Below are 15,157 nucleotides of genomic sequence, written 5' to 3' on the forward strand. Positions count from 1 at the left end.
GATTATCCCGGGAGATTGAATAACGTCCAAGCGACGATCTTATGAATCCGGGGGAAGAGTATTATGGGAACTTTTCCCGGCGCGAGGGTAGCTAAGCCAGGCCAAAGGCGGCGGACTTAAGATCCGTTCTCGAAGGAGTCCGTGGGTTCGAATCCCACCCCTCGCATTTTATTGCACCCTGCCATTCCGAACCTTCGTTGTCGAATTCTCGTCCGAAATGATGTGGGGGGGGAAAGGTGCGGTCTGAACCTCCATGCAGGGCCATATTTATATAATGTCTCTTCCACCAGATCGCTACATATGAAGAAAATGACGGTCAGGCTCTCTGCGGATATCTTCGATTACTGCAGATCCTACGGCCAGGTCATAGAGAGATTCGAGGTTATCTCACTCTTCAACATGGTTGACGACATGCACAGCGAAGTGTGCAAGTTTACCATCAGGGAAGGGATCCCCGTCGATCAGATACAATGCAATTATGTGTCGAACCTGATCGTGCTTCAACACAAAGGTCGGGAGTATACCTGTCTTGCAAGGGGAACGTTTTCCGATGATATTACCCGGTTCCTCCGCACCTACGGATCCAAGTTCGAGCACCCGATCGTCTTCCAGGACGATTGCCTGACCTTCAACATGGTCGGGACTCCGGAGGACTTCCATACGTTCGTGACCGATGCCGCGGAGAAAGGGTGGGGGCTCGAGATCCTTTCGGTCTGCGATTACAATCCCCAGGTGGACGGAATTTTTGGTATCCTTACCCCCAAGCAGAAAGACATCCTGCTCGAGTCCTACCGCCAGGGGTATTTCGATCACCCCAGGAGGATAAATGCCGGTGAACTTGCGGAAAAAATGGGGATGCACAAGAGCACGCTGCTTGAACACATCCATAAAGCGGAGAAACGGTTGATCGGGCACATCCTCGAACAGGTCGCGTGAACGGTCCGGACGGTCGTCCTTTATGCATCCTGTTTTTTCTGCAATCCGTTGTGGTCAATCTGCTCCTACTGATCTTGATATACCTCGGGTAAGGATACAGTGGGCCTGAATACCCTGGCAGCTCCTTTCCGGTGGACGCAATGTAATAAAAAATTGAGAGCCGGTCCCCATTTGCCCGCCGCACCGGCTCCTAGATATAGCGTCCCACCCGGTTGCGATAATCGGTATATTCCTGGCCATACGCCTTCTGCATATAGTGCTCCTCTGCCCGGACGATGGAATGATGGACCGCAATCACGAATGAACCGAGTATGATCACGGCGGGATTCAGCGTGTAGAGTGCGGATGCGCATATTGTCGCATACATGCCGACATACATCGGATTTCTGCTCAATCCGAATAATCCGTCGACCCTGAGAAGGGTACGTTCCTTGGGAGTCCCCAGCCGGAACGAACTCCCCATTTCGAATCTTCCGACGTATAAAAATGTGAATCCGAAAAACCAGGCGATAAGACCAGTTACCCGGAGAAAGAGCGGGACTTCGAAGAACGACAGACCGATCCCCCAGCTCTGGAGGACCATGGCCCCCCAAAGGATAATTACCGAGTATTTGCTGGTATAAAACAGCGTTCTGTCGATCGGCGTCTCCCCGTCCTGTTCGATATTTTTTCGCAGGAAGGCCGCCCCTCCGCCGAATAAGATAATCAGGAAACCCACGGGGAGGATTGTAACGAGAACTGCCTCAATCATGTCATTCCACCGGATTCATACTGATGTCCCCGTCTTCAGGAGACGTTGTACAACCCCTTCACGAGGACCCAGAAGCCGATAAGTACGAGGAATCCGGCTATTGCATACGGCCAGATTGCAGCCGGCATGAACATAATACCGGTCGCGAGGAAGAGCAGGAAGGCCCCGATGAGAACCAGCGACAGGTTCGAGCCTCCCGGATACAGTTTCTTTCTCTCAACGCGGTTCCTTACAAGGGGAACCAGTCCCGAACAGAGAAATCCTCCTCCAAGCCCGATAAGGAGGCCCAGACCCCCGTTATCCGCGAGCAGCCCCACACCAAGACCGATAAGGGCTCCGGCAGGAATGATGAATCCGTACTGCCGGTGGTGGTTCTCTTCTTTCTGGTCATCTTCTGCCATGGTGGCGGAATAGCATCCCTCATGTTGTATGCATCTCATGATATTCTGATCATGAAAAAGCAGGCAAATGTGTTATGAATTGAGCCATACATGTAGGGCCTTATTTATATAGTTCACTTTTAACGAGTGACGCAGGGCAACGAGCGGCCGGGATCGATATTCCGAAATATACTTATAATTTTAACAGGTTCTTTCAGCCATGGCTGATGTGGATCCCTCACTCTCCCGGGCAGAGGAAAAAATTGAAGAATTTAATGACGAATTGTTCAGGCTCAAAAGGGCGGAAGCGAAAGAAAAGAGAGCCGATGCCGGGACCAGGGTCGATGAGGCGGTTTCCGATTATGAACGGAGGCGGGCAGCGCTTGAGAAGAGCCTGAAAGATCTCCAGTCGGCAGGCGAGCATGCGATGAAAGATGAACAGAAGAAGATTGATAATGCACTCGATGAACTCGATGCGGCATTGGAACTATAAAATCCGATGCGTCAAGCGTAGGGAAGATCCTTCATTTTCGCGAATCAGCGCGGGTTAATGATTTTCACTGAAAGCAGGGTTTTTTCCGGCACTTGTTTTTCTCCCCGCCCCAATCATTTTTCATCCTGGAAGGCCCCTTCGAAAAGCCACACATGGTCCAGTTCTTCACGGGTCCTCCCCCCGGTCTTTCGTTCCCGGATAACCCTGGCAGGTACTCCGGCGACGACCGCATTCGGAGGGACATCCTTCGTGACCACCGCACCGCCCGCCACAATGGCCTGCTCCCCAATGGTCACGCCAGGGAAGAGCATCGCTCCTGCGTAGACCTTCGCGTAATCGGATATGAGTACCGGGGCGTAGGTGCGTTCCGCGTGATCCGACTCGGAATGCGTATGGGTGAATATCCGGACGAACTCCCCGATACCCACGGCATCCCCGATGGTAAGACCCCCCTTCGAGTCGATGAATGTGCCTGCGTTGATGAATATGTTATCCCCCGCGTCGATGTTCTGCCCGAAGTTGAACCGGATGTTCGCCTCGGCGCAGAAGTTCTTCCCGCACCCGGAGAACAATTTCCTGGCGATCATGCGGCGGATCGGAATGGCGAGGTTTGCAGCCAGCGAATACGGCGTCCGGTCGAAGGCGTCCCAGAGGAAATGCAGGTACCGTTGTTCCCTGGAAAATGGCATTTCTGCCGATTTCGGAAGGTATTCGCTGTATAACACCATATTTTCCAGGTAGTGCGCGTCGATACCGGAAATTCCGAGAATTCCGAGAATATCCACCATGTTTTCAGTGGAAGGCCCGTCTGCCAGAAGGGCACCGATGGTATCGAGCGAACGGGCGAAGGAGTCGGTGCGGGAACCTTGCATACCGGATAGGTAACCCATGAATACAATAAAACAGATTCCATGGCAGAGAACGATTCTGCCTTCCCGGGGCTTTTCCCGACACCGGACCGGGAAGGATCATCACGTACGGCAACCCAGGGTCCCGATTGTATAACCGTCCCGGCAGGATTCTCAGTATCCGACGACGAATTCTCCCCGCTGCAAATTTCCGTACCTCTCTTCATCGAAGCGGGAAATGATACTGGATCGGCGTTGCAACTTTTCAAATATCCGGGAAGGAACCCGTGAATTGCGGTATCATGCACGAATAATGAGTGCTGCAGGCCCCGCACGTTCACGTACCGCGTTCAGCCCCTCCTGCCATATACCGACACCCCGAAAAATACACAGACTGCCGCGGCGACACCGAAACTCGCCAGGAACCCTGAGGTAAAGCTGCCTGCCGCGACAAGGATCCCCGTGATCAGGGGGCCTGCCGAATGTCCGATATCCATGATGGAGGAGAGAGCCCCCATCGAGGCTCCCAGTTCTTCTTTCTCTGCAATATCCGCGACATACGCTGTAGTGGCGACCGTGGAGAGCGACATGCCGAGGCCGAGTACGGAACTGACGAGCAGGAACCACCCGAACGAGGATCCGAACGGGAGGGCGGCGACAGAACCGCCGAGGACGAGGAGACCGATGACAATCTGGACTCTTTTATCTATACGGTCGGCGATCCTTCCGAAGAACGGTTTGGTCAGGGCGATGACCAGCACCTGGACGGTAAAGATGATCCCCGTCTGATACGCGTCGATTCCGCGGGACAGGAGCAGGAGCGGAAGGAAGGTCTCGAACGCACCGAATGCAAAGTAGGTCGCCATGTCCACGAACGCCGTCGCCCGGAGCTTCCAGTTGGTGAAAAAGGTGACAAAACTTGTTTTGAATGTTGAAAAAGGCAGGACAGTCAGTTTTCCATGGCCTTCCTCCCGGTACGTGAGGGTTAGGATGAGGACCGGGATTGCCGCGATCGCCGCCGCCAGGTACACCATCTTGTAGGGGATGAGCCCGGGATAAAAGATGAAGAACGAGATGAGGACCCCGCCGACGAGTGGTGCGAGCGTCCGACCGATCAGTGTTGCGGAAGAGTACTGGCCGAGCATCTCCCCCTTTCTTTCCGGGAACCTTTCGGCGATCATCGCCGAGACGACCGGACCCAGGATCGCGGTCGCCATCCCGTGGAAGAAGCGGACCGGGATCAGCCAGAACGGATCGTAGATGAGGAGATACAGCAGGGGCGCGGAGAGGAATATCGCCCCGGATGCAATAAGGAGTCTTCTCCTCCCCATGTGATCGGAGAGTACCCCCACGGGGAACGAGAACAGGATTCCCGCCAGGGGGGAGACCGCGGCGATCAGCCCGATGACCGCATCGCCGGCGCCGAGGGCCTGGGAGAACAGGGGCAGCACCGGGTTCTTCGAGATCGTCGTCGAGAAGATGGCGAAAAACCCGAGCAGGAATATGGAATACACCATCCGGCGGTCTGAAACGGAAGAGACCCGGGGTACATCCGGCATATAAGAGATTAGGATTTGAGGGCTGGAACAAAAAGGTGCCGTTTTTTCCTGGGCACGGCCCCACTCATGACGATCCCGCCCGGATGGTCTTTGCGAACGATGCCAGGCTGCGAACCCTGGTGAAGCATATATCCCCGCCGGGCCAGAAGTAGTGATGATGCATATCACCCGGCTTCGCATTCTCCACGGGGATTTTCCCACACATGATTATTACCCCTTCAATCTGGAACTGTTCAGGGCCACCGACCAGATTGAATTTTCACAACCGGTTACCTTCATCATCGGAGAGAACGGGTCCGGCAAGTCCACGCTGCTCAAGGCGATAGCCCGCAACTGCGGGATTGCACTCTGGGAGGAGACGGAAAGAATGAGGTTTTGCCATAACCCGTACGAAAACGAGCTCTACCGGTACATCACCGTTGAGTGGAAGGGCGAAAAAGTTCCCGGTGCATTCTTCGCGTCCGAGATTTTCCGGCATTTTGCAGAGATACTTGACGAATGGGCAAGAGCAGACCCCGATATGCTGAAATACTTCGGGGATTCTTCCCTGGTGAACAAGTCGCACGGGCAGTCCCACATGGCATATTTTGCGAACAGGTTCAGGCTCCCGGGTCTCTACCTCCTCGATGAACCGGAGACTGCGCTCTCGCCAAAGATGCAGCTCGAACTCCTAAAACTGCTTGGAACGTTCGTCTCCATGGGGCATGCCCAGTTCATCATCGCAACGCACTCCCCTATCCTGCTCGCCTATCCCAAAGCGGATATCTTCTCGTTTGATGGGATCCCCATCCGGAAGATCGCCTACGAAGATACCGATTATTATCGCATCTACCGGGATTTTCTCAATAGCAGGGAAAAATACCTCGGTCCGGAGGTCGGGTGAGAAGGGTTAACCGCAGTTCACCTGGATTGCCGAAGCAGGTTTTCTCATTTACGACGCTGTTCGGTTGAGCAATGCGAAGTATAATCGAGAGGGGTGGGGGTCCCGGGCTCTGTTCACCTGCAGTCGCGGCAGTAGGCGAGTTCTTCGGAACGGATCCGGTCGAGCCCGACAAGTCCTCCGAACTCGTCGAAAGAGAGCATCCTCTCTTCCAGTCCCGCGAGTGTTCCCGTTGCACGGAGGTCCCGAAGCACTCCCATCACCGATTTCGCAATGGTATGGGTGCAGACCGTGGGAAACGCTACGGCGGCAAAACCGATCTCCTGAAGCTCCGGGGCGGTGAGGAGCGGGGTCTTCCCCCCGGGAAGCATGTTCGCCAGGTTCGGAGCATCGATCTCCCTGGTGATACGCCGCATCTGGGGCACGTTCTCGGGTGCCTCTATGAAGATGAAATCAGCACCCGCATCGAGGTAGCTGCCGGCCCTTGCGATGGCATCGTCGATGCCGTTGACCGCGATAGCATCGGTACGGGCCATTATGAGAAGATCGGGGTCCTTCCGGGCATCGAGTGCGGCCTCGATCTTCGCTTCCATTTCGCGGGGCGGGATCACCTCTTTGCCGGCCATGTGCCCGCACCGCTTGGGAGAGACCTGGTCCTCGATGAAGAGCGACGCCGCTCCTGCCTGTTCGAACAGTTCCACTGTCCTTTTCACGTTGTTCACGTTCCCATGCCCGGTATCTCCGTCCGCGAACACGGGAATATTCACGGCATTTACCGTCCTCCGTACGACGTCCGCCATCTCGGTCAGGGTAAGGAGGTTGATGTCGGGTTTTGCCAGCATCGAGGCGCTCGAGGCATACCCGCCCACCGAGACGGCTGCGAATCCGGAAAGTTCTGCGATCTTTGCACAGAGCGGGTCGTGCGAGACGGGGAATGCGAGGATCTCCTCTGCATACAGCAGTTCCTTAAATCGAGTGGTCATCTTCAACGGTATCATCACCTGTGGGTCTCCGGGACTGGGAGCGAAGGGTTTTCTCAGGTATCCACACCGTATAAGACCTCCTCCCTGAGAATGATAACTCTTCGGTGCAGATATGGCCGAAATCGCTACGTGATAATCGCCCGGCGCAACACAGCAAAATCGCCTGTCCGCCGGGAATACAGAGGGATTCGCATGTCCCCGTGTCCCGAAGGCGCAATGCGGAAGATTAACCGGTCTGTGTGCGGTTTTACGGAATGATGTGGAAGATGCCGCACGACGTCAGGTTCCCCCGGAAAAAAGGTATAATTCTCTCGATTTCGTAACGCCGAAGAACCCCCGGATATCGGAAAACGGGGATGGTATCCAGTTACCTTATTCCTTCTCTTCCCATTCCCCGGGATGCGATCTCCAGGCGAGCCAGGCGAACAGCACGATGAAGATGAGGATGATGACCGCGAGCAGGATGGCGCTGAAAATGTTCTCCGCGATATCCATGGACAGGGTAAGGTTCGTTCCCATAGAGTCGTTAAAGACGCCCAGGATAAGCGATATTCCAAAGAATACAAAGAATCCGACGAAGATCCCGAGGATGACAGCACCTGCTATCCGAAGGCCGGTATTGGAAGTGGCAGTAGGTTCGTCCATGGAATCTAATTCAACTCTTTGATATATAGCGATTGGGTTTCAATGTCCAGAAGTTCCCAGAATTTTTATTTGCTGCCCCCGGGACCCCCCTCTTTGTCGTGTTGATACGTGCAGAACGACCCGCACCGGTTGCAACCGTTGCACCCTTCGTGGCAGGGTTCAACATGGATGGTCACCGTGGACCTGGGATATTCGACCTTAAGGTCCGTCTCAAGGTGATCCGTGAGGTCGTGAGATTGTTCCACCGAGACGTCGCCGGGCATGACAAGGTGGAGATCGATAAAGATCTCCGGGCCGGACCTCCGGGTTTTCAGCCCGTGGAACCCGGCATAATCTCCTGCATGTTCGCACAGTATCTCCTTGATCCTCTGCTCGTCCTTGTCGGGCAGGCTCTGGTCGATAAGGTCTGACACGGACCGGCGGGTGAGATCGTAGGCCGCTTTGATGATCACGACCGCGACTCCGATCGCAAAAAGCGAATCCAGCATGGCTATCCCGGTTACCCGGATAAGGACAAGCCCTATGAGCACCCCCACCGAGGTATAGACATCAGTCCTGAGGTGCCAGGCGTCGCTCTCGAGTGCGATGGACTCGGATTGTTTCGCCACCTTCATCAGTCGCCGGGATACGAACCAGTTCAGCAGGGCCGAAACTGCCATGACACCCATCCCGATAAAAAGAAGGTTCATGGAGATCTCGTCCCCCTCCCCCTCGCCGAGGAGTTTACGCACCGCCTCCCAAATGATCAGCGCTGCGGCGACGAATATGAGGAGCGCCTCGATTAACCCTGAAAAATCTTCGAACTTTCCGTGTCCGAATTCATGGGCCTCATCGGGTGGTTCAGACGACTTCTTCACGGAAAAGAATGCGATCACCGCGGCCAGGAGGTCCATTGCAGAATGGATGGCCTCGGAGATGATGCTCACTGAACCGACTGCGAATCCCACGATGAGTTTTAAGATTACCAGCACGGTGTTGGAAGCAACCGAGAGGCGGGCGGTCTTTTGTTTCAGGGAATTCAGCTCGTCTAGCGAGAGTGCCGTCGGTTCCATTGTGGTAATCTTCATCATTTCATTCCGGGAATAATCAAGATTCCTGCTCCGGACCTGTGCTCGCCCGAACGGATCGGGCGGGTGAATTCGCGGGAGGTCGGACATCTCGGAAAAGAGGAAAATTTACCGCAAGAATTCCGTGGGATGAGACCTTAAAGAAGTCCTTTGCATTCCCGCAGCACCGCGATGCCGCCTCGCCGCCGGATATCTCCCGTCAGGGAAGATTTTTTCATCTTTTACGTTGCGTATGGGTGTAATTAACAGGAAGCTGATGGAGTGGCCCTGACAGATCGACTCCCGGACGCGGAGAAGAGACTTATAAAGAAGAGTCCGTTCCCCGACTGGATGGACCCGATGCTCGCGACCCTTACCGCGGACTATTTTTCTCACCCGGATTGGATATTCGAGCGGAAATTTGACGGGGAACGATGCATCTCGTTTCGTGACGGCAACCGGACCCGGCTCCGGACGAGGAATAACAAGCCCCTTGACTCGACCTATCCGGAGATCTTCGATGCCCTGGGGGCCCTCGCGGCGGACAACTTCGTGCTCGATGGTGAGATCGTGGCGTTCGAAGGGACCGCCACCAGCTTTTCGCGCCTGCAGGAGAGGCTCCAGATCAGGGATCGGGAAGAAGCGGAGAGGAGCCCGGTGCGGGTCTATTACTACATTTTCGACCTGATGTACCTGGAAGGATACGATATCTGCAGCCTGCCGCTCCGCACGAGGAAATCGTTGTTAGAGGATGTCGTCGTGTTCGAAGATCCTCTCAGGCGCTCCGCACACCGGGATGGCGCCGGGCTGGAATGTTACCGTGAGGCATGCAGGAAAGGGTGGGAAGGGGTCATCGCCAAGCGGGCGGGATCCCGTTACCTCCACAAGAGATCGCAGGACTGGCTGAAGTTCAAATGCACGAACGAGCAGGAGTTCGTGATCGGCGGATATTCGGAGCCGCAGGGTTCCAGGACCGGTTTCGGAGCCCTCCTCCTCGGCTACTACGAGGAGGGGAGACTGCGGTATGCAGGGAAAGTAGGCACCGGGTTCGATGATCGCACCCTCGACGCGCTTTACCGTGAACTCACCCGGAGGGAGCGGAGCGACCCGCCGTTCGGTGACGATACCGGGAGCATGAAAGGGGTACATTTCGTGGACCCCGACCTGGTATGCGAGGTGGGATTCACCGAGTGGACCGGGGACGGGAAGCTCCGCCACCCCAGGTTTCTCGGGTTGCGGACCGATAAGGATGCACACGAGGTTGTCCGGGAGAGGCCTGCCTGATCATGACCACGAGAACGTTCGGCCCGAACACGGTGAACACGTCCCACGAAGAGAAGGTATTCTTCCCGGGTGGAATCACCAAGGGGGATCTCATCGATTATTATGTAAAGATCGGAGAGGCTATTCTCCCCCATCTCCGTGACAGGCCCATCTCCATGCAACGGTTCCCGGACGGGATCGGGAAGGAAGGGTTCTACCAGAAAGAGGTCCCCGATTACTTCCCCGACTGGATCCCGCGTGCCGAGGTATCGTTGAAAGACGGCACGACACAGCCTCAGGTGGTAGTCGGGAATATCGCCACGCTCGCGTTTCTCGCTGATCAGGGGTGTATCACCCCTCACACCTGGCTTTCACGGACAGACCGGCTCAACCGGCCGGACAAGATGATCTTTGACCTCGATCCCCCCGGCGAGGACTTCGAACCCGTGAGAACGGCGGCATTCGCCATGAAGGAGGTGCTCGACGAACTGCGGATCCGCTCGTTCGTAATGACCACGGGGTCGCGGGGGCTTCACGTGGTCGTGCCGCTGGACCAGGGGATGGAGTTCGACCCGGTGCGGGAGATCGCGAAGGAGATCGCCATGGTGGCGGTGATGCGGCACCCGTCCCGCCTGACCATGGAAATCCGGAAGGAAAAAAGGAAGGGCAGGCTCTTCCTCGATACCTTGCGGAATGCCTATGCCCAGACGTCGGTTCCTCCGTATGCGGTGAGGGCGAGGCCGGGAGCTCCTGTAGCGGCCCCGCTCGACTGGGACGAACTGAATGACCCTGATATCACCTCCGGTTCCTACACCATCCGGAACATTTTCATCCGGCTTGACCGGAAAAAAGACCCGATGGCCGGCATGCCGGAGTACGGGATCTCCCTGGAGAACCGACGGGATGACATCAGGGCGCTCACCGGCCAGAAGACCCTGGGGTGAGCGAGCGCAGAATATTCGCGCTTCAGGCTCTTCTATCACGGCTGAACGTGATATTGCGGAATATCGTCCGGAATCCCGTCACTCCAGGGTCCTCCTGTAGGTCATGATGCCGAGCATAATGGCACCCAGGGAGAAAATAAGCAGCGCGATCAGGTCGGGAGCGATCACGGCGATCCCCTGGCCCCGGAGGATGATCGACCGGAGGGCGTGGACCGCGTAGGCCTCGGGATTGACGTAGGTGATCCATTTCAGCCAGGGAGGCATCCCTATCACCGGGTAAAATGCGCCGCTGGTCATGAAGAGGATGAGCGAGAAGAACGCGATAGTGGAGGCATACTCCTGCTGGTTGGAGAACCGGGATGAGATGGCGACTACCAGGCTGGTCACCCCGATACTGGTCATGAACAGGACCAGCAGGACGAGCAGGAAACTCTCAACCCCCCGGACCATGACCCCCGCGATCACGATGTCCACCACGAAGATGATGAACCCAGCCAGGAATGCCCTCACGGTCCCGCTCCCGATCGTCCCCAGGATGATGCTCGATCGTTTCACCGGGGTGACCAGGTAGCCCTCGATAATCCCCAGCTCCCGGTCACGTATCAGGGCGATCCCCCCTCCCATCATGGTGGTCATGAAGATGGCGAGCACGATCACGCCCACCCCGAAGAACTGGATATAGTGGATCGTCCCGTAAATGTCGTCCACGTAAAGAGGGTTCGGGGCGTTGAGCGCAACAAGGACCGTAGCAACCCCTGACTCGATGAGTGCCGGTATGGTATACTCGGAACTGTCCACGTACAGGCGCACAGGGCGATTAGGGGCTATATCGGAGGGAAACACCACATACGCCATGATCTGGCCCGTATCCAGCGCATGCCGGGCGATGTCCTCGCTCGAATAGACCGTCACCACGAAAAGGGATGCGTATCCCGGCTGGTGATAGGCCTGCAGGGCGGTGACACCTTCTGCGAACAGCGGGGTGTAGTTCACATACGGCTCTTCCTGGACCGCACCGATGGGGATCCCGGTTATCGTCCCCCCGATGGCGTTGCCAAAGACCACCAGGTACATGATGGGCATGACCAGGGTCATGAACATCACGAGGGGGTTGCTGAGGAATTTCTTGAAATCCCTCCGGAATATGGCGATGGCCCCGCGAAGCATCAGGGTACCCCCGGCCTGCCTTCGGTCGTCCTGTTCCCGGGCTGCTCCAGGTTCTTCCCGGTGAGATAAATGAACACATCCTCGAGAGAAGGGGACCGGATGGTAATCGAGGTCACTCCGACGGAGGAACGTTCGAAGTCGCTGAGGATTGCCGGGAGCAGGCTGCTTCCCTGATGTGCAGAGATGAGGACTTTTCCGTCCTGGACCTCGACCGCCGTGACCTCCGGGTGCGCTCTCACCCGGGCGAGCACCTCGTCGGTGAGGGTCTCGTACCCGATCTCGATCAGGTCCCCCCGGGGCATGGCGTGCTTAAGGTTCTCCGGGGTGTCCAGGGCGATGAGCGCACCCCCCTCCATAAACGCCAGCCGGTCGCAGAGTTTCTCGGCCTCGTCCATATAGTGCGTGGTCAGGATTATGGTGGTCTGCTCGGTGTTCAGGAGCGAGATCTGCTTCCATACCTCCCGGCGCGACTCGGGGTCGAGACCGATCGTAGGCTCGTCGAGGAAGAGGATCAGGGGGTGGTGGATGAACGCCCGGACGATCTCGAGTTTCCTCCGCATCCCCCCCGAAAAAGTCCCCGCCTTGGCATCAGCCCTCCCTGAAAGTCCTGCCATCTCGAGGAGTTCCCGGATCCGGGGCTCGAGGGCATTCTCGGGGATGTCCTGGAGTCTCCCGTAGAAATCGAGGTTGTCGTACGCGGTCAGTTCCAGGTCGAGCGTGCTGTTCTGTGGGCAGACCCCTATGATGCTCCTTACTTTCTCGGGCTCCCGGGTGATCTCGTAGGTGTCCACGAACGCAGTGCCGGAGGTGGGTGTCATCAGTGTGGTGAGAATCCGGATCAGGGTACTTTTTCCGGCCCCGTTAGGCCCGAGGAGCCCGAAAATCTCCCCTTTTCGAACCGAAAAGGATACATCGTCCACTGCAACGACCTTCTGGTGATTGGAGAATATCTTGGAGATGTGTTCGATCCGGATGATCTCGTCTTTCAGATGCTCCGCGTGCCCATAGCCAGGGCTCTCCGGCGGGGATTTCTCCGGGAGTCCGGTTCTTTTCGGAGGGTCGGTGGGCACCATAATGGAATTACTGTTTCACGAGAATTCTGTTCACGCACTTCAGGCACTCGTTCAGTTCAGCGAGTTCCTCCTCATCCAGACCCTTGAGGAACTCGACGACATCGTCGTGGAAGATCGTGCCCATGTTCTTCAGCCTTCGTATCCCTTCCGCGGTGATGCGGATCCTGGTGATCCGCCGGTCCTTTTCATCCGGCATCCGTTCTACCAGATGGTCGGTGATCAGGCTGTCCACGAGGCGGGTGATATAGGGGCGGGATATGTAGAGTTTCCGGGCGAGTTCGGAGGCGGGCAACGGGCCGCATTTCGTGAGTGTGCCGAGTGCGCGATACCCCGCAAGCTGCATCCCCGAGATCTCCGGATACCGGCGGAAGATCTTTCCATGGAAAAGGGGGAAAAGGGAGAGGAGGTTCTCCGCAAGGGTATCTATAGGGACGTTACCGGTCATCTTTCACCTCGTTCTTCTGCCAGGGTCGGACCGCCGCGGGAAAGAGACGCGAGATCGCCCATACGGTTTATGGATTGCATATCAGGCTCTTCCGCGAAAGGAACTCACCCTTTTCGCTGTTTTCTCATCCTCCGGATAAGAACCGCGAGTACGATGATCACCACTGCGAGGAGGACGATAAAGTAGGGGTTATAGAGCAGCGCCATGACCCCGGTCCTGGCGATTACATCCACCGGGACAGGGATACGGTCGGAGACCTGGTCGTTGTCGAGCGCATCGCGGTACCTGACCTCGGAATCCAGGGCGTACTCCTTGACCGTGGCTTTCTGGTCGACAGTCACCTCGAACCTGGCGACTTTCGTCTCCCCGACGGCCATATCGCCGAGGTATGAGACGTCATCGAGGGTGGTGAACGGATCCTGCGTATAAATCCGTGCCTGGGCCGAGTTAACCGGAGCGGACCCGGTGTTCTCGAAGGTCACCTCCAGGATATCCTGGGTCCCCGGATACACCTGGTTCGGGGGCGACACCACGCTGAACCGGATCTTCCCCTTCACCGGGATTCCGACCACGGCAGGTGCGGAGGTCACGAAGATCCCGTCCTGGTTCTTGTAATTCACGCTGACATTGACCGGGTAAGTCCCCGGCTCTGCGCTGCCCGAGACCGAGACCTTGTACCGGAGGTCGATATCCGACTTCATGGGGAAATCCCCAACGTACACGCTGCCGGCCACGGGCTGGACAGGACTGTTTCCTACCGGCGAGAGCACTACCACCGCCTCCGTCCCGTCTTCGTTCCCGATGTTTTCAAGGACCAGGTGTACGAACCCCTCCGTCCCTACGTTCACCTCCTCCGGCTCGGCCGAGACGACCTGGAGAATGATCTCCGGCTTGATCTTCAGCGGGAACTCCAGTGTGACATTCCTGGTCTCGTAGAAGTACTGCAACGTGTCCTGCCCGTACTGGTCGGCGTGGGCCAGGTAAGTATACTGTACGGCCATCGGAAGGATGTAGGTCCCGGCCGGAGCGTCCGGATTTGTCCGGACTTTGAAATTGACCAGGAGGGTGTCCCCGCCCATAAGGTCGCCCACCATCTGGGGGTCGGAGAGGACGGTAAGGGGTGCACCGCCGGCGAAGAGCTGCACCGTCATGAGCTTGGCGGTGTTCGGAAGGTCCGCAGGGGTGAGCAGGTTCGGCTGGCTGATCACGTACTGGATCAGCCCGCTGTTCTGGATATTGACCGGTACATTGACCTCGGTGGCCGGATAAAACTCGTTCGCCCCGCGGATCGTTGCCGAAAGGTCGGGACTTCCGGATATGAACCGCTCGCCTCCCGTCGCCGGGAACACTACGATCCCGGCACAACAGAGGACAATCAGAATGAGGGATATTCCGGACCTCGATAACCGGAATCCCGTGTGTTTCATGGTAGTATCACGTCCTGCGCTCCTCCTTCCTTCACGATGATTATCTTCCCGGTTGAGGGGTCTCGCACCGGGGTCGCCGGACATCCGGGGAAATTCGGGTGAGAATGAAGGGCATCTCAAGCCCTCCCGGAGTATCAGGAATAGTTCACTGTGTAAACTATTCACACATAAAATTATCTGGAGGTCGCGATCTCCCCCATGAACCCGGGGTTCGTGTGTGCCTGAAGCAGCCTTACCGGGATGGGATAGAAATAAATGTATATTTACCGATTTCATCCCAGGAGCGGTATGAAGCACGACGACCGGGCTTTGGGAAG

Annotated in this window: 16 protein-coding genes and 1 tRNA gene; 6 read left to right on the plus strand and 11 right to left on the minus strand. The window is 56.6% G+C overall.

Annotated elements, in window-relative coordinates; genetic code table 11:
• Positions 1-81: 81 nt before the first annotated feature.
• Positions 82-166 (plus strand) — tRNA-Leu (locus J2741_RS11650).
• Between the two features lie 134 nt (positions 167-300).
• Positions 301-936 carry a helix-turn-helix domain-containing protein gene (locus J2741_RS11655; RefSeq protein WP_209675752.1) on the plus strand — a complete coding sequence of 212 codons (636 nt, stop codon included), beginning with the start codon at positions 301-303 and terminating at the stop codon, positions 934-936.
• 190 nt (positions 937-1,126) lie between these two features.
• Here J2741_RS11655 and J2741_RS11660 read toward each other — a convergent pair whose 3' ends face one another.
• Complete coding sequence (locus tag J2741_RS11660; protein ID WP_209675754.1) at positions 1,127-1,687, minus strand: methyltransferase family protein; 561 nt, start codon at positions 1,685-1,687, stop codon at positions 1,127-1,129.
• Positions 1,688-1,722: 35 nt separating this feature from the next.
• Positions 1,723-2,127, minus strand: a complete 405-nt coding sequence (locus J2741_RS11665; RefSeq protein ID WP_209675756.1) for a hypothetical protein — start codon at positions 2,125-2,127, stop codon at positions 1,723-1,725.
• Between the two features lie 160 nt (positions 2,128-2,287).
• On the opposite strand from J2741_RS11665, the gene J2741_RS11670 reads away from it, so the two are divergent.
• Complete coding sequence (locus J2741_RS11670) at positions 2,288-2,560, plus strand: hypothetical protein (RefSeq protein ID WP_209675758.1); 273 nt, start codon at positions 2,288-2,290, stop codon at positions 2,558-2,560.
• Between the two features lie 113 nt (positions 2,561-2,673).
• Here J2741_RS11670 and J2741_RS13055 read toward each other — a convergent pair whose 3' ends face one another.
• Positions 2,674-3,432: an acyltransferase gene (locus tag J2741_RS13055; protein ID WP_209675768.1), complete on the minus strand. Its 759-nt coding sequence runs from the start codon at positions 3,430-3,432 to the stop codon at positions 2,674-2,676.
• Positions 3,433-3,758: 326 nt separating this feature from the next.
• Positions 3,759-4,967 carry an MFS transporter gene (locus tag J2741_RS11680; RefSeq protein WP_209675770.1) on the minus strand — a complete coding sequence of 403 codons (1,209 nt, stop codon included), beginning with the start codon at positions 4,965-4,967 and terminating at the stop codon, positions 3,759-3,761.
• 154 nt (positions 4,968-5,121) lie between these two features.
• Here J2741_RS11680 and J2741_RS11685 point away from each other — a divergent pair, with 154 nt between their 5' ends.
• On the plus strand, positions 5,122-5,850 hold the full coding sequence (locus J2741_RS11685; RefSeq protein WP_209675772.1) for an AAA family ATPase: 729 nt from the start codon (positions 5,122-5,124) through the stop codon (positions 5,848-5,850).
• Positions 5,851-5,963: 113 nt separating this feature from the next.
• Here the strand turns inward: J2741_RS11685 and J2741_RS11690 are convergent, their stop codons facing one another.
• The 3 genes from J2741_RS11690 to J2741_RS11700 all read right to left on the minus strand — a co-directional run bounded on the left by J2741_RS11690 (position 5,964) and on the right by J2741_RS11700 (position 8,545).
• Positions 5,964-6,830 carry an isocitrate lyase/PEP mutase family protein gene (locus J2741_RS11690; protein ID WP_209675774.1) on the minus strand — a complete coding sequence of 289 codons (867 nt, stop codon included), beginning with the start codon at positions 6,828-6,830 and terminating at the stop codon, positions 5,964-5,966.
• A gap of 372 nt (positions 6,831-7,202) precedes the next feature.
• Positions 7,203-7,475 carry a hypothetical protein gene (locus tag J2741_RS11695; RefSeq protein WP_209675776.1) on the minus strand — a complete coding sequence of 91 codons (273 nt, stop codon included), beginning with the start codon at positions 7,473-7,475 and terminating at the stop codon, positions 7,203-7,205.
• 65 nt (positions 7,476-7,540) lie between these two features.
• Positions 7,541-8,545 carry a cation diffusion facilitator family transporter gene (locus J2741_RS11700; protein ID WP_245249791.1) on the minus strand — a complete coding sequence of 335 codons (1,005 nt, stop codon included), beginning with the start codon at positions 8,543-8,545 and terminating at the stop codon, positions 7,541-7,543.
• 327 nt (positions 8,546-8,872) lie between these two features.
• Between J2741_RS11700 and ligD (J2741_RS11705) the strand changes: the two genes are divergently transcribed.
• Entirely contained in the window at positions 8,873-9,805 is a 933-nt protein-coding gene (gene ligD / locus J2741_RS11705) for a non-homologous end-joining DNA ligase (RefSeq protein ID WP_209675778.1), read from the plus strand.
• 2 nt (positions 9,806-9,807) lie between these two features.
• Complete coding sequence (gene ligD / locus J2741_RS11710; protein WP_209675780.1) at positions 9,808-10,728, plus strand: non-homologous end-joining DNA ligase; 921 nt, start codon at positions 9,808-9,810, stop codon at positions 10,726-10,728.
• Between the two features lie 78 nt (positions 10,729-10,806).
• On the opposite strand, the gene J2741_RS11715 is transcribed toward ligD (J2741_RS11710), so the two are convergent.
• The 4 genes from J2741_RS11715 to J2741_RS11730 form a co-directional block, all read right to left on the minus strand.
• Positions 10,807-11,895, minus strand: a complete 1,089-nt coding sequence (locus J2741_RS11715) for an ABC transporter permease (protein WP_209675782.1) — start codon at positions 11,893-11,895, stop codon at positions 10,807-10,809.
• On the minus strand, positions 11,895-12,968 hold the full coding sequence (locus J2741_RS11720; RefSeq protein ID WP_209675784.1) for an ATP-binding cassette domain-containing protein: 1,074 nt from the start codon (positions 12,966-12,968) through the stop codon (positions 11,895-11,897). The genes J2741_RS11715 and J2741_RS11720 overlap by 1 nt, the downstream gene beginning before the upstream one ends.
• Before the next feature lie 7 nt (positions 12,969-12,975).
• The gene (locus J2741_RS11725; protein WP_209675786.1) at positions 12,976-13,413 is read right to left on the minus strand and encodes a MarR family winged helix-turn-helix transcriptional regulator; all 438 of its coding nucleotides are present in this window, start codon (positions 13,411-13,413) and stop codon (positions 12,976-12,978) included.
• A gap of 104 nt (positions 13,414-13,517) precedes the next feature.
• Positions 13,518-14,840, minus strand: coding sequence for a COG1361 S-layer family protein (locus J2741_RS11730; RefSeq protein ID WP_209675788.1), 1,323 nt, complete (start codon positions 14,838-14,840; stop codon positions 13,518-13,520).
• Between the last annotated feature and the right edge of the window lie 317 nt (positions 14,841-15,157).

This window comes from Methanolinea mesophila (assembly GCF_017873855.1).
GTDB classification, from domain to species: Archaea; Halobacteriota; Methanomicrobia; order Methanomicrobiales; family Methanospirillaceae; genus Methanolinea_B; species Methanolinea_B mesophila.